The organism is Micromonospora sp. NPDC048898, assembly GCF_043198035.1.
GTDB lineage: Bacteria > Actinomycetota > Actinomycetes > Mycobacteriales > Micromonosporaceae > Micromonospora.
In genome coordinates, this window is the sequence record NZ_JBICUF010000029.1 from 23,581 (window position 1) to 40,453 (window position 16,873).

Annotated in this window: 15 protein-coding genes; 9 read left to right on the plus strand and 6 right to left on the minus strand. The window is 72.2% G+C overall.

The features are described from left to right. Positions 1-41: 41 nt before the first annotated feature. On the plus strand, positions 42-2,633 hold the full coding sequence (locus ACGFIQ_RS35290; protein WP_393250532.1) for a LuxR C-terminal-related transcriptional regulator: 2,592 nt from the start codon (positions 42-44) through the stop codon (positions 2,631-2,633). 55 nt (positions 2,634-2,688) lie between these two features. Here the strand turns inward: ACGFIQ_RS35290 and ACGFIQ_RS35295 are convergent, their stop codons facing one another. The 3 genes from ACGFIQ_RS35295 to ACGFIQ_RS35305 are packed head-to-tail and all read right to left on the minus strand — an operon-like array spanning position 2,689 to position 5,247. Beyond that, positions 2,689-3,294 carry a hypothetical protein gene (locus ACGFIQ_RS35295; RefSeq protein WP_393250534.1) on the minus strand — a complete coding sequence of 202 codons (606 nt, stop codon included), beginning with the start codon at positions 3,292-3,294 and terminating at the stop codon, positions 2,689-2,691. A gap of 4 nt (positions 3,295-3,298) precedes the next feature. Beyond that, complete coding sequence (locus tag ACGFIQ_RS35300) at positions 3,299-3,907, minus strand: hypothetical protein (protein ID WP_393250536.1); 609 nt, start codon at positions 3,905-3,907, stop codon at positions 3,299-3,301. Beyond that, positions 3,904-5,247 (minus strand): hypothetical protein, encoded by a 1,344-nt coding sequence (locus tag ACGFIQ_RS35305; RefSeq protein ID WP_393250538.1) that lies wholly within the window; start codon positions 5,245-5,247, stop codon positions 3,904-3,906. The genes ACGFIQ_RS35300 and ACGFIQ_RS35305 overlap by 4 nt, the downstream gene beginning before the upstream one ends. Positions 5,248-5,344: 97 nt before the next feature. Here ACGFIQ_RS35305 and ACGFIQ_RS35310 point away from each other — a divergent pair, with 97 nt between their 5' ends. Both ACGFIQ_RS35310 and ACGFIQ_RS35315 read left to right on the plus strand, forming a co-directional pair. Further along, a complete protein-coding gene (locus tag ACGFIQ_RS35310) occupies positions 5,345-5,914 on the plus strand; it encodes an adenylate kinase (RefSeq protein ID WP_393250540.1) in 570 nt (189 codons plus the stop codon). Positions 5,915-5,981: 67 nt separating this feature from the next. Beyond that, the gene (locus ACGFIQ_RS35315; protein WP_393250542.1) at positions 5,982-6,428 is read left to right on the plus strand and encodes a hypothetical protein; all 447 of its coding nucleotides are present in this window, start codon (positions 5,982-5,984) and stop codon (positions 6,426-6,428) included. 113 nt (positions 6,429-6,541) lie between these two features. Here ACGFIQ_RS35315 and ACGFIQ_RS35320 read toward each other — a convergent pair whose 3' ends face one another. Together ACGFIQ_RS35320 and ACGFIQ_RS35325 are read right to left on the minus strand one after the other, a co-directional pair. Beyond that, the gene (locus ACGFIQ_RS35320; protein ID WP_393250544.1) at positions 6,542-7,759 is read right to left on the minus strand and encodes an ice-binding family protein; all 1,218 of its coding nucleotides are present in this window, start codon (positions 7,757-7,759) and stop codon (positions 6,542-6,544) included. 217 nt (positions 7,760-7,976) lie between these two features. After that, positions 7,977-8,630 (minus strand): class I SAM-dependent methyltransferase, encoded by a 654-nt coding sequence (locus tag ACGFIQ_RS35325; RefSeq protein WP_393250546.1) that lies wholly within the window; start codon positions 8,628-8,630, stop codon positions 7,977-7,979. 126 nt (positions 8,631-8,756) lie between these two features. On the opposite strand from ACGFIQ_RS35325, the gene ACGFIQ_RS35330 reads away from it, so the two are divergent. Then, complete coding sequence (locus ACGFIQ_RS35330) at positions 8,757-9,512, plus strand: SDR family oxidoreductase (RefSeq protein WP_393250548.1); 756 nt, start codon at positions 8,757-8,759, stop codon at positions 9,510-9,512. A 9-nt stretch (positions 9,513-9,521) separates the two neighbouring features. Here the strand turns inward: ACGFIQ_RS35330 and ACGFIQ_RS35335 are convergent, their stop codons facing one another. Beyond that, entirely contained in the window at positions 9,522-11,750 is a 2,229-nt protein-coding gene (locus ACGFIQ_RS35335) for a hypothetical protein (RefSeq protein WP_393250549.1), read from the minus strand. Positions 11,751-12,164: 414 nt separating this feature from the next. Here ACGFIQ_RS35335 and ACGFIQ_RS35340 point away from each other — a divergent pair, with 414 nt between their 5' ends. The 5 genes from ACGFIQ_RS35340 (at position 12,165) to ACGFIQ_RS35360 (ending at position 16,639) form a co-directional block, all read left to right on the plus strand. Continuing rightward, positions 12,165-13,358: an FUSC family protein gene (locus tag ACGFIQ_RS35340; protein WP_393250550.1), complete on the plus strand. Its 1,194-nt coding sequence runs from the start codon at positions 12,165-12,167 to the stop codon at positions 13,356-13,358. 46 nt (positions 13,359-13,404) lie between these two features. Continuing rightward, positions 13,405-13,929: a hypothetical protein gene (locus ACGFIQ_RS35345; protein WP_393250551.1), complete on the plus strand. Its 525-nt coding sequence runs from the start codon at positions 13,405-13,407 to the stop codon at positions 13,927-13,929. 73 nt (positions 13,930-14,002) lie between these two features. Then, positions 14,003-14,845 (plus strand): DUF4097 domain-containing protein, encoded by an 843-nt coding sequence (locus ACGFIQ_RS35350; RefSeq protein WP_393250552.1) that lies wholly within the window; start codon positions 14,003-14,005, stop codon positions 14,843-14,845. A gap of 31 nt (positions 14,846-14,876) precedes the next feature. Beyond that, positions 14,877-15,854, plus strand: a complete 978-nt coding sequence (locus tag ACGFIQ_RS35355) for an ATP-binding cassette domain-containing protein (protein WP_393250554.1) — start codon at positions 14,877-14,879, stop codon at positions 15,852-15,854. Next, positions 15,851-16,639 (plus strand): ABC transporter permease, encoded by a 789-nt coding sequence (locus ACGFIQ_RS35360; protein ID WP_393250556.1) that lies wholly within the window; start codon positions 15,851-15,853, stop codon positions 16,637-16,639. Before ACGFIQ_RS35355 ends, ACGFIQ_RS35360 begins: the two co-directional genes overlap by 4 nt. The last annotated feature ends 234 nt before the right edge of the window (positions 16,640-16,873 follow it).

A 16,873-nucleotide genomic window follows, 5' to 3' on the forward strand; every position in this document is an offset into this window, starting at 1 on the left:
GACTGATCGCCCCTGGCCAGTCGCTCGTCCACTATCCGTTCATGCTGACTGGGCGTGACGGCCTGCTCGTGGAGGCCCGTGCCGCGCTGGTCCGGGCCGCCGGTGTGGTGCTTCTCGGCCCGGCCGGTGTGGGGCGCACCGCCCTCGCTCGGGCCGCCGTCGCCGACCTGCCGCCCCGACTGTTCCGCGAGGTCTGGATCACCGCGACCGCGGCGAGCAAGGAGGTGCCGTTCGGTGCGCTCGGTCAACTCCTCAGCGGCGGTCACCCGGCCCTGCACCCGGCCCTGGTGCACAACACAGTGCTGGCCGCCCTGCGTGAACGGTGCGGCTCCGGCCGTACCCCGGTGTTGGTCGTCGACGACGCCCACCTGCTCGACGGGCCGTCCGCCGGCGTGCTGCTCTCTCTGGTCCAGGCCCGTGCGGTCCGCGCGCTGGTCACCGTCCGGTCCGGGGTCCCGGCCCCGGACGCGGTGGTCGCGCTGTGGAAGGACGTCGGGCTGCCCCTGCTGATCGTGCCGGCCCTCGCCGAGGACGCGGTCGGCACCCTGGCCGAACAGCGTTTGTCCGGCCCCGTCAGCCGCTCCACCACCCAACTGCTCTGGCAGTGGACGGGCGGGCTGCCGCAACTGGCGACCGCGTTGATCGACCACGGGCGGGAGGTCGGTTCGCTGGTGCGCGACACCGACCAGTGGCGGTGGCGCGCCCCCCTCGCGGTGCCGGCACAGGTGGCCGACCTGCTCGACCGGGAGCTGGACCGCGTCGGCCGCCTCGGCGAGGACGCCCTGGCCGCGTTGGCCCTCGGTGGGCCCCTGCCGCTGTCCGTCGTGGAGGCGGCCGCGTCACCGGAGTTGATCGCCGATCTCGAACAGCTCGGCCTGGTCCGCAGCGAACAGAGCGACGACCAGATCCTGGTACGACTACGCCACCCGATGCTCGGTGCCGTGCTGCGCCGCCGGATGTCACCGGCCCGGCGTCGCCGGGTGTCCGCCGCTCTGCTGGCCAGCACGCCCCCGGGCACGACCCGGGGCGCATCCGCGATGGCCAGCGCGCTGTGGGCCGTGCACGCCGGTCAACCGGTCGGATCGGCCGAGCTGCTCAGATCGGCCAGCCTCTGCCTGTACGCGGATCCGACAGCCTCGGAACAGCTGGCCCGGCGGGCCCGGGAGCGCGGCGGCGGGGCACCGGCGGCGGTAGCGCTCGCCGCCGCCCTCGTCGAGCAGAGCCGCACCGCCGAGGCGTACGAGACGCTGGCCGCCGCACTCCGCGATGCCGAGGCCGCCGGTGACCGAGGGGCGCAGGTGACCGTCCGGGTGGCGTTGGCCAGGCACCGGGCGTGGGTGGGGCGGGAGCCTCGGCAGGCGTACGACGATCTGCTGCGGATCCGCGCGGACGCCGAGGCCGCCGGTGACGTGGCCGGTCGGGCGGAGGCGGCGGCGGTCGCCGTGGTGGTCCAACTCTTCAGCGGGCAGGCGGCGCGGGCGCTGCACGATGCCCGCGAGTTGCTGGGTGCGACACCTCCGCCGGCCGGGCAGTTGCGGGTCACGCTGGCGTCGGTGGCCGCGCTGGCCCTGACCGGGCGCACCGAGGAGGCGGCACGGGTGGGCCGTGCGGCGGTGCGCAGGTCCGGGTCGTCGGCACTGCCGTTCGCCCGTGGCATGGCCGCGGCGGCGCTGGCGTTCGCCGAGCTGTGGCGGGAGCCCGTCCCGACCGGGCCGGTCACGGACCCGGCGGCGGGACGGTGGCCGATGCCCGACGATCCGCTGGTCTCCGGGCTGTCCCACACCGCGTGGCCGATCTTCGACGGTTACGCCCAGCGGGTCAGCGGTGACCGGGCCGGCGCGATCAGCCGGCTCCGGGACGCCGTCGCGCAACAGGCCGACGGGGAGGGGCTGTTCCGGTCCGAGGCCACCGGTTGGCTCGCGATCACGCTGGCCGAGGACGGCCGCCCGGACGAGGCCGAGGCGGTGCTGCGGGAGCACCCCGTCGACGCGGTCGCGTTGGTGCCGGGTCTGCGGCCCTGGGCGACGGCCGCGGTGGCCGCCGCGGCGGGTCAGCGAACGCGGGCGGCCCGGTTGATGGACGAGGCGATCGCCGTCGCCCGGACGTCCGGGTGCTGGCTGGTGGAGTTGGGTTACCTCATCTACGCGGCACACCTCGACCCGGTCGCCGGGCCGACCAGGTACGCGGGCCGCATCGCCGAAGCGATCGGGCACGTGGACGCCGAACGCCTCGTCACCGCCGGTCGGGCGGTGATCGCGCTGGCCGGCCGGAACCCGACGGTGCTGCTCGAGCACGCCCACCGCCTGGTCGACGTCAACATGAGCGGTGAGGCGCTGAAACTCGTCGACGAGGTCGCCCGGCGTACCGGCACGCCCGACAGCGCCCGGCTCTTCGGCGACCTGCGCACCCGACTTCGGGCCGCGGCGCCCGGCGACCCGGCGGTGGCGGCGGGGCTGACCGCACGGGAGACGCAGATCGCCGGGTTCGCCGCCCGTGGCCTGTCCGACCGGGAGATCGCCGACCAGTTGGTGCTGTCGGTGCGGACGGTGCAGACACATCTGGGTCGGGCGTACCGCAAACTCGCGGTGACGTCCCGGCGTGAGCTGTCCGACGCGTTACGCCTGGTCGGCTGAGCCGGGGAACGGCCGTGGCGCGCGACGCACCACGGCCGTCACCGTCCGGGAACCGCTAGGTGTTCTTCGTGTAGCAGGTGACGTGCCCGTTGGAGTCCTCGTGACACTCCGCCCCCTTGGCGCCGAGAACGTTGATCGTGCCGACCAGGACGGTCACCCCGAAGGCGGTCAGGATCCCCATGCCCACCTTCTTGGCCAACTCCGCGAAGTTGGCCGTGACGTCCAACCGGAACGTGACAGGCGCGTACCGGATCTGGTCCCACAGCTCGGCGATCCGCGGATCGTGACCGGTGATGCTGAAGTCGTCGCTGCTGTGCTCGTCGGTCACCCGACCGCTCGCGACGGCCACGAAGACGTTCTTGTTCTGGTCCACCACGTTCGGCGCGGCGGCGAAACTCCAGCTGTGGCTGAGCAGCCCGTTCTCGTGCACGTGCCCCTGGAACCAGTAGTGGCCGTCGCTGGCCATCCGCAACCACGCGGTGCCCTTGACGCTGGACGGCAGCAGACTGCCGGAGAACGTGTTGCTCCACTCCTGCTCCAGCCGGTCCATGGTCGTCCGGGTCGACCCGCCCGGGTGACCGACCTGCGCCCCGACCTGCCGCAGGGTCAGCGGCGCCTGGATGTCGAGGTACCGGGTCGCGGCCGTGCGGACGCTGGTCATGGCGTCACTCCCTCGACTTCCACATGTGTATGGTGCCGTTCTCGTCCTTGTAGGTGTGGACCTTGCCGGGCTGACCGAAGAACGCGACCCACCCGGCGACCACCGCACCGACGATGACCAGCGGGATCCACTTCAGGATGTTGGTGATCAGCTGCCCGACGTTCATCGTCACGCTCAGCCGGAAGTTCACGCTGGCGTTGCTGAGCTGGTCCCAGTACTGCCCGATCCGCGGATCCTGGCCCAGCTCGGCGAAGTCGTCACTGCTGCTGTTGTCCGACACCGTGCCGCTGGCGGAGAAGACGAAGGCGTTGCCGTCGGCGTCCACGAAGGCCGGCGTGGCCACCAACGACCACCTGTGCGTGACCGCGCCGTTCTCGTGCACGTGGCCCTCGAACATGTAGTGGCCGTCGCTGAACAACCGCAGCCACGCGCTGCCCTTCACGCTGGAGGGCAGCAGGCTGCCGGAGAACCACTCGCTGGACGTCTGGTCCAGCTGCATCAGCAGCCGTCGGCTGGACCCGGTGGGGTGGCCGATCTCGCCGCCGACCTGCCGCATCGTCATCGGCGCCTGGAAGCTGAGATACTTCCCGGCCGCCTCACGCAGGCTGGTCATGACGTGGTCACCAGGATCGGCACCAACGCCCGACCGGTCGGCAGCGGACCCAGCGCCTTACCCAGGATCGCCCCGACCGCCTTGAGCGGGTCGGCCACCCGCATGGCGTGCCCGCGGGTGGGGGAGGTGGTCAGCAGGTCACCGGGACGCACCGGGCCGTGTGTCGCGTCGACCAGGCAGTACACCTTGCCGGCCAGGGCCAGCGGGCGACGCCTGTCGCTGTCCGGCTGCCGGTCCAGCACCATCGCCGGGGCGAAGCTGCCCGCTCCGGAGACCACGCCGGCCACCGCGCTGTCGTACGGCTTGTCGGCCAACTCCAGCGCACCGGTCTCGCCGATCACCAGCACCGCGCCGGGAATCGCCGCGGTCAGGTGGGTGTCGGCGACGTCGAACTCCTCGGCCAGGTCCGCGTTGCTGAGCGAGATGTCGCCGTGCACACCGTCGATGACCACGGTGTACGCCCGGGTGTCCGGGTTGGCGAAGGCCATCGAGCTCTGGTCGCCGTTGATCGCGACGGTGTACGTGCGGGTCTTGCTGTGGCAGAACTTGATGTGGTTGTTGGTGCCGTCCAGGTCGACCTGGTTCGCCGCGACGATCTTCGAGCTGACCGCGTTGGTCGCGGACATGTTGGTCGCGGTGACGCTGGGGCTGTTCACGTTGTTGGCCGCCCACAGGTCACCGGTGGTGCCGTTGAGCAGCAGCTTGTACTGCCGGGTGTCCGGGTGCGCGAACGACATCGAACTCTTCTCACCGTCGATCCCGACGGTGTACGTGCGGGTCTTGCTGTGGCAGAACTTGACGTGGTTGTTCGGCCCGTCCAGGTCGACCTGGTTCGCGCTGAGGCTGCGGCTGTTGACGTTGTTGGCCGCCCACAGGTTGCCGTTCTGCCCGTCCAGGATCGTGGTGTAGGCGCGCTTGTCGTTCGCCAGGCTGATGGTGCTGGTGCCGCCGTTCATCCCGATCGTGTACGCGCGGGTCGTGAAGTTGGTGAGCACCAGGGCGTTGTCGGCGCCGTCGAGCACGACGGCCCGCGCGGCCACGGTGTCGGCGGTGATGGTGGTCGGCGGCGACGGGGTCGGCGTCGCCGGTGCCGCCTGGGCGTCACCCTTGACGACCGGAGCGGCCGTGGCGGGCGGCCCGTCGGCGCGCTGCGCCTGCTCGGTCTGCCGGGCCTGCTCGGGTGCGCGGACCGGCGGCGGCGCCGGTGCGGCGGTGTCCGCCCTGGCGCGCGCGTCGTCCGGGGTGGTCCGCTGCGGCGGTGTGCTCGGTGGGGTGGTGGGCCGGGCGATCGCCTCGGCGCTGTCCGGGTTGCTGGCCTTCGCGGCCTCGTTGTTTGCCATACGTCCATTGCACCGGCCAGCAGGCCGCCAATCGTCGGTAGTCACTACGCAGGTTGGTCCACCCGACTACGTAGCGCCGACGGCGTACGCTGCCGCGATGACCGCACCGCGTCGCATCCTGATCTACGGGGTGCACGGCGCGGGCAAGTCCACTCTCGCCGCACGCCTGGCCGAGCGACTCCGGTTGCCCTGGTATCCGGTGGACGACCTGCTGTGGCTGCCGGGGTGGGTCGAGGTGCCGGTCGCCCAGCAGCGCGGCCGGATCGAGGAACTCTGCCGCCGGGACACCTGGATCCTCGACGGCGCGTACCACGGCTGGCGGGACGTCCCGCTGGCGCGCGCCGACCTGGTGGTGGCCCTGGACTACCCGCGGTGGTGCTCGTTCGGGCGGTTGCTGCGTCGTACCCTGCGCCGCCTGGGCTCGGGCGAGGTGATCTGCAACGGAAACCGCGAATCAGTGGGCAGTGTGCTGTCCGGTGACTCGATCCTGGTGTGGCACGTCACCGCGTTCGGGCGGGAACGGCGGCGGATGCGGGCCTGGCAGGCCGACCCGGCCGGGCCGCCCGTACTGCTGTTCACGAGCCCGACCGCCCTGGACGACTGGGTGGCGGGCCTGCCAACCACTGACCCACGGGTGCCACCTGCGGCAGGCGAATGGCGGTGCTGAAGCGCGGGCCGCCGCACCGGACATCGCCTGGCATACTCGCCGCACCGGGCACCCGAAGGGACTGCGCATGAAGTCTGCCGAAGCACCCGTACGCGACTCGATCACCGCCTTCCTGCACGCCTACGCGCGGGCCGTCGAAGCCGGCGACAACGCCAGGATCGCCGCGAGTTACGCCGCGACCTACATCGAGGGTGACCCGAGTACGGCGACCGCCGTCACCAACGACGCGGCATACCGAGCCGCTCTCGACGAGCGGCACGCCGCGATGACCGAGCAGTTCGGCCTGCGCCGCGCCCAGGTGACGGTCCTGGACGTGCTCGACCTCGCACCGGGGTACGTCCTCGTCCCCACCCGGTGGACGTTGGACTTCGCACCGCCCGGCGGCGAGGCCGGCAGCGCACGGTTCGCGCAGACATATGTCGTGCGGCTGGGGGACGACCGGCCGCAGATCCTGCTCTACCTCTCGCACGAACGAGAGGACGACGCCCTACGGGAGCTGGGTCTGACCGACTGACCCCGCCCCTGCGCCACCCGTCGGCCCGTCCCCGGCAGGGGGATGGGCCGACGGTGTCCAGGCAGGCCCGTGTGGAGGGGGCCCGGCCGGTAGGTCACCGGCCGGGCCACCGATCAGGACTCCTGGGTACGACGTCGGGCCAGGAGGAACGCGAACGCGCCCAGCACGACCAGCGCACTCCCGATGCCCGTCAGGGCCGGGACTGTTCCACCGCCGGTGACCGGCAGGATGGGACCCCCGCCGTCAGGGCCACCGCGTGCGCCAGGCGCTCCGGGGCTACCGGGTGCGCCTTGCGGTCCGGCTTCGCCCTGTGCGCCGGGTGCTCCCTGCGGTCCGGGTGCGCCTTGCGGTCCGGGTGCTCCAGGGCTACCGGGTGCTCCAGGACTGCCGGGCGCGCCAGGCGCTCCGGGTGCGCCGGGGCTACCGGGTGCTCCAGGACTGCCAGGTGCGCCGGGCGCTCCGGGTGCGCCGGGGCTGCCGGGTGCGCCGGGCGCTCCGGGTGCTCCGGGTGCTCCGGGGCTGCCGGGTGCGCCGGGGCTACCGGGCGGACCGGACGGGCCGGGTGGCCCGGTGGGGCCGGGTGGCCCGGTGGGGCCGGCGCACAGCGGTGCCGTGATGACGTTGGTGTCGAGAGTGACGGCGGCGGTACGTGCCAGCGCGCGGCCCTGGAGGGTCGCGCCGGTGGCCATCGTGATCGCCGCCTGGGCCATGATGGTGCCCACGAAGGTGGTTCCCGTGCCGATCGTCGCCGAGCTGCCGATCTTCCAGAAGACGTTGCAGGCCGAGGCGCCGTTGATCAGAACGACGCTGCTGTTCGACGCCGTCGTCAGCGAGGAGTCGATCTGGAAGATGAACACGGCCGCCGGGTCGCCCTGGCCGTTCAGCGTCAACGGCCCGGTGAGTTGCGCGGCCCCGATCCGGTAGACGCCCGCGTTGAGCGTGTTGCCACCGAGTTCCGCGGGGAGGTTGGTGAACGGTGTCCGGCCGGCGGCGTCGTTGAAGGCGATGGTCAGGTCGTTCTGCGCCTGGAGAGCGACCGCGTCGCCGAGGTGGATCTCACCGCCGATGGTTGCCGTTTCGAAGCCCGCCGCGGTGTTTCCGGGGAATCGTCCGAGGCTCTGCCCCAGGAAGCTCGCGCCGGTGTTTGTCGGCTCGGCCCCGGCGAGGACGGAGAAGTTTCCCGCTGTGCCCAGGTTTACCGGTGCGTCGGCGGCACTGGCCGGCGTCGAGCCGAGCAGCAGGAAGCTGGCCGCGACGGCGGCGGCCGCGGATGCCGCGAGCGCCGCCAGGAGCCCTCGGCGAAGACGATGGTGATGGGGCTTTGCTGTCACAGAACACCCTCCGTGGGTTCTTACTTCGCAGGAGGGCTCGGTAAAGCCAAGACCTGCGTCAGACGGCCTGGATGGCACTGACAAAGTGCGGTGACCACCACATCACGTCCGAGCCGCCGATACCCACAAAACGACACAATAGGTGCATAACACGTCTAATACGTATTCACCTTCACATTGCTCTGAACCGCACGAATGATCGACTGACCACCCTCGCTCAGAGCTGGGCTGCCGCCGCGGGCCTGATCGCCCGGCCGTGCACGCAGGGCGCGGACGGGCTGTTGCTGGAGGCCGGGAATCGGAATCGGCGCAGCTCCTCGATCACGAACCCTGCGGCGCTGATGGCGGCGACGGTGTCGCGGTTGGTGTGGCAGCCGCCGAACAGCTTCGGCCACAGTGTCGCGTCGAGCAGTCGCTGGGCGCGGTGCAGACCGCTGTGCTCCTCGGCGGCAACGTGCTCGAAGAAGCGCAACTGGCCGCCGGGACGCAGCACCCGGCTGACCTCCGCGAGCGCGCTCTCCTGGTCCGCCACGGTGCACAACACCAACGCGACGACCGCCGCGTCGAACTCGCCGTCACCTGCGGGCAGCGCCTCCGCCAGACCGTCGACGACCGTGACCGGCACCGGCGCGCTCGGTGCCGCCCGCTCGGCGGCGGCGCGCAGACGACGTTCTGGCTCGACCGCGACGACCTCGGTCACCCCGGACGGATAGTGGGCGAACATCCTGCCGTTGCCCGCACCGATCTCGATCACCCGGCCGGAGAGGTCGGCGACCAGGTCCCGTCGGAACTCCGCCGTGCCGGCCCGGTCCATGGCGACGCTGAGCCGTTCGTACACCCGGGCGAACACCGGGTGGGACACCACGGCCATGTCGACCTCCAGAAAATGGGGATCCTCGTTGACCTGTTCTCGAGCGATTGTGCTGCATCGGCGCACGGTTTCCGTCTTACTGGTGTGGCAGCGACTCATCCCACGCAGACAGGACGTGGTTCGACCATGAAGATCGTCGTCATCGGTGGCAGTGGCCTCATCGGCTCCAAGCTCGTGGACAATCTCGGTGCCCGGGGGCACGAAGCGGTGCCCGCCTCTCCGAAGACCGGCGTCAACACACTGACCGGCGACGGGGTCGCCGAGGCGATCGCCGGTGCGGACGTCGTCGTCGACGTGTCGAACTCGCCGTCGTTCGAGGACACCGCCGTGCTGGAGTTCTTCGAGACGTCCACCCGGACGCTTCTCGCCGCCGCGTCGGACGCCGGGGTGGGCCACTACGCGGCGCTCTCGATCGTCGGTTGCGACCGGATCCCGGACAGCGGCTACATGCGGGCGAAGGTCGCCCAGGAGAAGCTCATCGTCGCGGCCGGCATCCCGTACTCCGTGGTGCACGCCACGCAGTTCTTCGAGTTCGTCCAGGGGATCATCGACGCCGCCACGGACGGCGACACCGTGCACCTCGCGCCGGTGCTCATCCAGCCGATGGCGGCGGACGACGTCGCGGCCGAGGTCGCCGACGTCGTGGTCGGTGCGCCCACCAACGCGGTGGTCGAGATCGCTGGCCCGGAGCAGTTCCGCCTCGACGAACTGGGCCGCACCATCCTCGCCTCCCAGCAGGATCCCCGATCGGTGGTGGCCGACCCGGGCGCCCGGTACTTCGGCGCCACGCTTGGCGAACGCTCGCTCGTCCCGGCCGACGGCGCTCGTCTCGCCGCCACGCGTCTCGACGACTGGCGTACGCGGGCGGCCCGCGCCACGTGACCGACCCGGCTACCCGGGTGCCACGGGTGGTTTCGTCCACCCACCGAGGCGCTGCACCAACTCCCGTACCGCCTCGGTGAACGCCTCGTCCGCCTCGTCCGGCCAGTGGCCGTGGATGGGTGGGGGGACGCTGTCGCTGGCCGGCGTCACCACGTCGCGGGGATCGCGTTGTCGGCGATCCACGGCGTCTGCCGGGTCGCTGTCCGTGGCCGCCTGGGGTGACCGGTGGGCGGAGAAGACCCAGCCGCCGATGGGGTCGGTGTCCCGCCACAGGTTCACCCAGCGCCAACCGACCCGGCGGCCGATGTCGTGCAGCGCCGCATCGTCGACGTAGGCGGGAAAGAGTCGCGCGTAGAGGCGACGCAGCGGCGACCCGTGGGTGAGCAGGGCGACCCGGCAGCCGACCTCCGGCGGCAACTGGAGCACCGTCGCGGCGAGCAGGACCGAGCCGTGGCTGTGCCCGGTGAGCAGCACCGGGTGGCCGCTCTCGACGAGGTACGTGACACGGCGGGTCAGCTCCGGTACGGCCCGTTCGGCGTAGCAGGGCGGCGCGAAGGGGTGGGCGGCTCGGGGCCAGAAGGTACCGAGGTCCCAGAGAACGCCGACGTGCCGCCGGAACGGGATGGTTCGGTAGGCGAAGACGCTGCCGATGATCAGGCCGATGATGATCGCGGCGATCAGCCAACTGCCGAACGCGATGCTGAAGGTGACCGCCTCCGCCGGCAACCCGATGCTTCGCTCGACGAGGTCGCTCGGGAACTCTCCCAGCAGGCCGATGGTGGTGTTGGCCGTGGCGAGCCCGGCGAGACAGCCGAAGAGCACCGCCAACGACACCAGTTTCTCGGTGAACCGGGCCCGAGCTATCGCGTCTTGGACCTGCCGGAGTCGGGGTCTGACCTGGGCCGGCGGGTTCGGGTAGTCGTGCGCGACGATCGCCTCGGCGGCGCGCCTCCGGCGACGGCGGGAGATCGCGACGACCAGACCGGCGACGACCAGCGTGATCAGCACCGCCCGCAGGAAGCCGAAGATCACCCACGTGTACGCGCGGGGCGGGCCGGCGGCGATGCCCGCGGCGGTCGGCACGTCGCGGTCGAGGAAATCCGCCGCCCGGTAGACCAACCCCGCGGAGTACGCCACCGCCACGCTGATCCCGGCCGCCGCGATCGCGAGCGCGCCCAGCCCGAACAGCGGCCTGGCCCCTCGCCGCCGGTTCCGGGGCCGCAGCAGCACCACGCCCAGGGCGGCCAGCAGGGTCGTCTGCGCGACGAACAGCCCGGCCAGGATCGTGTCGTAGCCGGGCAGCCCGTGGCGTTCGTCCCATGGTCGCGGGCTGGCCAGCACGTAGGCCAGCACGAGGACGGTCAGGACGATGGCGGTGGTCCGCAGCGCGTTGGTGATGCCGTCGAGCCGCCGATCGGTGGCGGCCCGGTCGATCAGCGGGGGAGTGCACAGCGATCCCACGCAGGCGGCCAGGACCACCGCGGTGGCCACCGTCAGGGCGATGCCGGCGGCGGTGGCACCGGCGGCGACTCGGGCCAGGAGCAGGGTGAGGTCCAGCGTCGCGAAGGCGGCGGCGACGTGGATCGAGCGCAGTCGACCGACCAGCGGCTCGGCGTCCCACTGACCGACCTCGCCGAGCCGATGCCCGGAGACCTGCTCGGGCGCGCGGAACGCCTCGAACGGCCGCCCCGGGCGGTTGCTGATCCGCCAGATCAGGCCGATCGCGGTGGCCGGGACCAGCGCGAGGACCGTCAGTCGGAGCCCGACCGGCCGCCCGCCCAACCAGGACAGCCAGCTGCGCCCGGCGAGGCAGTTCGACGAGTTCAGACACTTCCAGCCGACGAGGTCCAGGGCGACGCCGGCGATGGCGAGCACGTAGAGCGCGGTGAGCGTGAGCGCCAGCAGCCGGCACAGCGACCTGACCATCGCCTCGGAACCGGCGTTCGCGGGACGCATCCAGATCGTCACGTTGACGAGCATGAACGGCAGGAGGAAGACCAGCCCCAGGGCGCGGGCCACGGTCCCGGCGGGCAGGTCACCCCAGCGGTACGCCTCCAGCGTCACCCCGTGGGCGCCGGCGCTGTCCGAACACCGGGGGCGCGGCCGGTAGAAGCCTCCGCTGCGGTCGCCCGCCACCTGCGCGGTCTGCCGCAGGCCCAGTACCTCCTCGGCGTTCGCGCCGGAGACTCCGTGCACCCGCAGCTCCACGACGTCGCCGGAGGTGTCCGGCCCGCTCAACCGCGCTGATCCATCTGACGTTCCCCCCGCGGCGTCTCGGCAGCCCCATGACACGATCCACCCGAGGCCAGCCCCACCGGCACGGTGGCCGGGGACGCCACCCGGACGGCGGCAGAGCGCGGTCTACCCGAAGCGGACGGCCTCAATCGCGACAGGCCCGGCGTACGCCGGAACGATCGTCGCGGTCCGACGGCGACGCGTCCGGCGTACCTCGGAATGATCGTCGCGGTGGCGTGGCCCCACACTCGTCGCGGTCGTCGCGGTCGTCGCGGTCGTCGCGGTGGTCGCGGTCGTCGCGGTCGTCGTCTGGTCGTCGCGGTGGTCGCGGTGGCGCGGCCCAGCTCGGCGCGGTCGCCGTCGGGTCGCCGCGCACGTGCGGGGGATTGATCGGGCCCTGACGGGGTAGGTGCCGCCATGGTCGCTGCCGGTCGGCACGGAGCGGACCGGCGCGCTTCGCTCGTGGTACGGCTGCGGGACCGCACGACGGCCACGCTGCGCGAGCGGTTCCGTCGGGTGCGGGCGATCGGCGGGCTCGCGGTGCAGGCCGGTCTGGCCGCGGCGCTGGCGTGGTTCGTGGCGCACGAGCTGTTGCACGTGGCGCAGCCGGTCTTCGCGCCGATCTCCGCGGTCTCGACTCTCGCCGCGTCCGTCGGCCATCGGCTCCGCCGAACCGTCGAGCTGATCATCGGTGTCACCGTCGGCGTGCTGATCGGCGATCTGCTGCTCCTGGTGATCGGCACCGGGTGGTGGCAACTGGCCCTGATCGTCGTGCTCGCCATCGTCGTCGCGTTGTTCCTCGCGGGCAGTGCGGCGGTGGTGATCCAGGCCGGGGCGACGGCGGTGCTCATCGCCACGCTCAGTCCGTCCGTCCGTGACCTGGAGATCCCTCGGTTCGTGGACGCGCTGATCGGGGGAGGGCTGGCGCTGCTGGTCACCGCTGTGCTGCTGCCGCTGAACCCGCTGCGGGTGCTCAACCGGGCGGCCCGGCCGGTGTTGGATCTCCTCGTGGCCCAACTCGGCGCGACGGCCGACGCGCTGGCCGCGCGTGACGCCGGTCGTGCCCGTGCCGCCCGCAGCGCGCTGCGGCAGAACAAGGGCCAGTTGCAGGCGTTCGTCGAGGCGACCCAGGGTGCCCGGGAGGCCAGCACCCTGTCGCCGGTGCACTGGCGTGAGCGGCACGGGCCGGTGGGCCGGTACGCGCGGGCGGCAGAGCCGATCGACCGGGCGATGCGCAACAGCGGAACCCTCATCCGGCGATCGGTGACGCTGATCGAGGACGGCGAACCGGTCCCGGAAGCGCTGCCGGAGGCGGTGGCCGATCTCGCCGACGCGGTCCGGTTGCTCAAGCGGCAGTTCGCCGCCGGTGCCGAGCCGGACCGCGCGCGCGAGCAGGCGCTGCGGGCGGTTCGGACGGCCGGTCGTGCCTACCGGGAGGGGGTCGGCTTCTCCGGTGCGGTGGTGGTGGCGCAGGTCCGGACGACCGTCAGCGACCTCTTGGTGGCCAGCGGGTTGACCCAGGGGGAGGCGAATCACCTGGTCCGAGGCGCTTTCGGCGGCCTGGAAGCTGCCGCGTCCGGCGGCGGGACCGACCGATTGGCATCGTCCTGAGCCATGGCTGTTGCACTCTGAGCCAAAATGGTGCCATGATGGTGCCATGGAGCTGAGGTCATACGTTGAGAACCTGCGAGACGAGTTCGCCGTGGCGGCGGAGGGCGTCGACCCCGAGGCCCGGGTGCTGGCCGAACGGCTCTTCGCCCAGCTGGAGGCGGCGACCCGGCTCACGTTGCTCGAAGCACTCTCCGACGCCGCCGACGAGATCACCCGTGACCTCGCCCCCGGTTCGGTGCACGTCCGGCTGCGGGGGCGCGAGCCCGACTTCGTGGTGACACCGGCCAGCCCGCCGGTCGACGAGGTGGGTGCGCCCAGCGGCCCACCGACGCTGTCCGCGCCGGCACCCGCGCCCGACGGCGAGGACGGCGGCACCTCACGGATCAACCTTCGGCTCCCCGACCACCTCAAGGCCAGCGTCGAGGAGGCCGCCGGGCGCGCCGGGCTCTCGGTCAACGCCTGGCTGGTGCGCGCTGTCGCCGCTGCCGTCGGCGCCGGTGACACGGAACGTCGTCCACCCCGCCGGGCGGAGCCGCGCTCCGGCCAGCACGTCACCGGCTGGGCCCGCTAACACTCCGTACCCCCTCTTTTCTCGCGCCGCTGACCAGCGGCGACATTCGCCGACCACCTTCCGGGAGACCACCATGCCTGTTTTCGATACGCCAGAGCCCATCGCCGTCCAGATCGAGCTGCCCGTCGGGGATGTCTGGATCAGCGCGACCGACCGCACCGACACGGTGGTGACGGTGCGGCCCCGCGACCCGTCGAGCAAGGCCGACGTGAGCACCGCCGAGCAGACCACCGTCGAGTACGCCGCGGGACAACTGCTGATCAGGGTGTCGAAGAGTTGGCGTCGCTACGGCTTCGGCCCCGGGCCGTCGGTCGACCTCCTGATCGAGCTGCCGGTCGGGTCGCGAGTGCACGCGCAGTCGTCCTGGGCGGCGTTCCGCTGCGAGGGTCGGCTCGGTGCGTGTCACATCAAGACCGGAAGTGGGATCCGGCTCGACGAGACCGGGCCGCTGGACATCGACAGCAGTCACGGCGAGGTCGCGGTGGAGCGGGTCGCGGGCTCGGCCCGGGTGAAGGTCTCGTCCGGCAAGGTGCGCATCGGCGCGGTCGACGGCCCCGCCGAGATCAAGAATTCCTCCGGTGACTGCTGGATCGGCCGCAGCGGCGGCGACGTCCGGGTCAACACCGCGTACGGCGACATCACCGTCGACGCGCCGATGGCCTCGGTGGCGGCACGCACGGCCTACGGCAACGTCCGGCTGGGTGAGGTCGTCCGGGGGGCGGTCGAGCTGAACACGTCGTACGGGGCCATCGAGGTCGGCGTCCGTCGCGGGACCGCGGCCTGGCTCGACGTCAGTTCCAGGCACGGCCGCGTACACAACGCCCTGGAGACGACCGACGGCCCGGCGCAGACCGACGAGACGGTCGAGGTCCGGGCGCACACCGCCTACGGCGACATCATGATCCGCCGTGCCTGATTCCCCCACCACGACCAGAGAAGAGGAGACCATGACCAGCTCCACGAAGCCCGCGATCGTCGCCACCGACCTGCGCAAGTCCTACGGCGACAAGGTCGTCCTGGACGGCATCGACCTCATGATCACCGAGGGAACGATCTTCGCGCTGCTCGGCCCCAACGGTGCCGGCAAGACCACCACCGTGCAGATCCTCTCCACCCTGATCAACGCCGACGGCGGCAACGCCCGGGTCTTCGGCCACGACCTGACCCGCGAGCCCGACGCGGTACGCGAACTGATCGGCGTCACCGGCCAGTTCTCCGCCGTCGACAACCTGCTCACCGGCCGGGAGAACCTCAACCTGATGGCCGACCTGTGTCACCTGGACCGGGACGCCGGTCGGCGACGGATCGCCGACCTGCTCGACCAGTTCGACCTGACCGAGGCGGCGGGCAAACCGGTGTCGACGTACTCGGGCGGGATGCGGCGGCGACTCGACCTCGCGATGACCCTGGTCGGCGCGCCCCGCGTGATCTTCCTCGACGAGCCGACCACCGGCCTCGACCCGCGCAGCCGCCGGGCCATGTGGCACATCATCCGCGCTCTCGTCGCCGAGGGCGTCACCATCCTGCTCACCACCCAGTACCTGGAGGAGGCCGACCAGCTCGCCGACCGCGTCGCGTTCCTCGACCACGGCCGGCTGATCGCCGAGGGCACCCCGCGCGAACTCAAGCGGCTCATCCCGGGCGGCCACGTGGTGCTGCAGTTCGCCGACCAGGACGGGCTCGACTCGGCGGCCCGGACGTTCGCGGCCGGGACCCGCGACGACGCGGCGCTCACCCTCCAGGTGCCGAGCGACGGCGGAGTCGGCTCGCTGCGCTCGCTGCTCGACCAGCTCGACGAGGCCTCGATCAGCGTGGCCGGGCTCTCCGTGCACACCCCCGATCTCGACGACGTCTTCCTCACCCTCACCGGCCAGCCCGACTCCCGTGCCGGCCGACCCGACCAGGAAAGGGCCACCGCGCGATGAGCACCGTCTCCCTCGCCGTCCGCGACTCGAGCACCATGCTGCGGCGCAACCTCCTGCACATGCGGCGGTACCCGTCGATGACGTTCCTGCTCATCGGCATCCCGATCATCATCCTGCTGCTCTTCGTCTACGTCTTCGGTGGCACGCTCGGTGCCGGCCTCGGTCCGTCCGGCGACCGTGCCCAGTACGCCAACTACGTCACCCCCGGGATCCTGCTCATCACGGTGGTCAGCGCGGCACAGGGCACCGCCATCTCGGTCGCGATGGACATGACCGAGGGCATCATCGCCCGGTTCCGGACGATGGCGATCTTCCGCCCGTCGGTGCTCACCGGCCACGTGCTGGGCAGCCTGGTCCAGACCCTGCTCAGCCTCGCGGCCGTCACCGTCGTCGCGCTGCTGGTCGGGTTCCGGCCGACGGCCAACCCGGTCGAGTGGCTCGCCGCGATCGGCGTCCTCGCCATGATCACTTTTGCGCTCACCTGGCTGTCCGTCGCCCTCGGCCTGGTCAGCGACAGTGTCGAGACGGCCAGCAACCTGCCCATGCCGCTGATCCTCCTGCCGTTCCTCGGCAGCGGGTTCGTCCCCACCGACTCCATGCCGACGCCGGTGCGGTGGTTCGCCGACTACCAGCCCTTCACGCCCGTCATGGAGACCCTCCGCGGCCTGCTGCTCGGCACCGGGATCGGCGCCAACGGAGTCATCGCGGTCGTCTGGTGCGTCGTCATCAGCGTGCTCAGCTTCTTCTGGGCCAAGGCCCTGTACAACCGCAGTCGGGCCACCTGATCCCGACACCCGCCCGACGTCCCGCCATCGCGACGGACAGCCGGGGGGGGGGGGGGGGGGGGGGGGGGGGGGGGGGGGGGCGGGGCGCGGCGGGGGGGGGGGGGGGGGGGGGGGGGGGGGGGGGGGGGGGGGGCGGGGGGGGGGGGGGGGGGCGGGGCCCGGCGGCCCCCCCCCGCCCGCCCCCCCCCCGGCCCCCGCCCGCCGCCCCCCCGCCGGCCCCGGGGGGGGGCCGCT

What these genes read in the sequence shown, in the direction of transcription:
- ACGFIQ_RS35290 (WP_393250532.1), top strand. Translation starts at nt 42, where the DNA reads ATGCTGACTGGGCGTGACGGCCTGCTCGTGGAGGCCCGTGCCGCGCTG.
- ACGFIQ_RS35295 (WP_393250534.1), bottom strand. Translation starts at nt 3,294, where the DNA reads ATGACCAGCGTCCGCACGGCCGCGACCCGGTACCTCGACATCCAGGCG.
- ACGFIQ_RS35300 (WP_393250536.1), bottom strand. Translation starts at nt 3,907, where the DNA reads ATGACCAGCCTGCGTGAGGCGGCCGGGAAGTATCTCAGCTTCCAGGCG.
- ACGFIQ_RS35305 (WP_393250538.1), bottom strand. Translation starts at nt 5,247, where the DNA reads ATGGCAAACAACGAGGCCGCGAAGGCCAGCAACCCGGACAGCGCCGAG.
- ACGFIQ_RS35310 (WP_393250540.1), top strand. Translation starts at nt 5,345, where the DNA reads ATGACCGCACCGCGTCGCATCCTGATCTACGGGGTGCACGGCGCGGGC.
- ACGFIQ_RS35315 (WP_393250542.1), top strand. Translation starts at nt 5,982, where the DNA reads ATGAAGTCTGCCGAAGCACCCGTACGCGACTCGATCACCGCCTTCCTG.
- ACGFIQ_RS35325 (WP_393250546.1), bottom strand. Translation starts at nt 8,630, where the DNA reads ATGGCCGTGGTGTCCCACCCGGTGTTCGCCCGGGTGTACGAACGGCTC.
- ACGFIQ_RS35330 (WP_393250548.1), top strand. Translation starts at nt 8,757, where the DNA reads ATGAAGATCGTCGTCATCGGTGGCAGTGGCCTCATCGGCTCCAAGCTC.
- ACGFIQ_RS35340 (WP_393250550.1), top strand. Translation starts at nt 12,165, where the DNA reads ATGGTCGCTGCCGGTCGGCACGGAGCGGACCGGCGCGCTTCGCTCGTG.
- ACGFIQ_RS35345 (WP_393250551.1), top strand. Translation starts at nt 13,405, where the DNA reads ATGGAGCTGAGGTCATACGTTGAGAACCTGCGAGACGAGTTCGCCGTG.
- ACGFIQ_RS35350 (WP_393250552.1), top strand. Translation starts at nt 14,003, where the DNA reads ATGCCTGTTTTCGATACGCCAGAGCCCATCGCCGTCCAGATCGAGCTG.
- ACGFIQ_RS35355 (WP_393250554.1), top strand. Translation starts at nt 14,877, where the DNA reads ATGACCAGCTCCACGAAGCCCGCGATCGTCGCCACCGACCTGCGCAAG.
- ACGFIQ_RS35360 (WP_393250556.1), top strand. Translation starts at nt 15,851, where the DNA reads ATGAGCACCGTCTCCCTCGCCGTCCGCGACTCGAGCACCATGCTGCGG.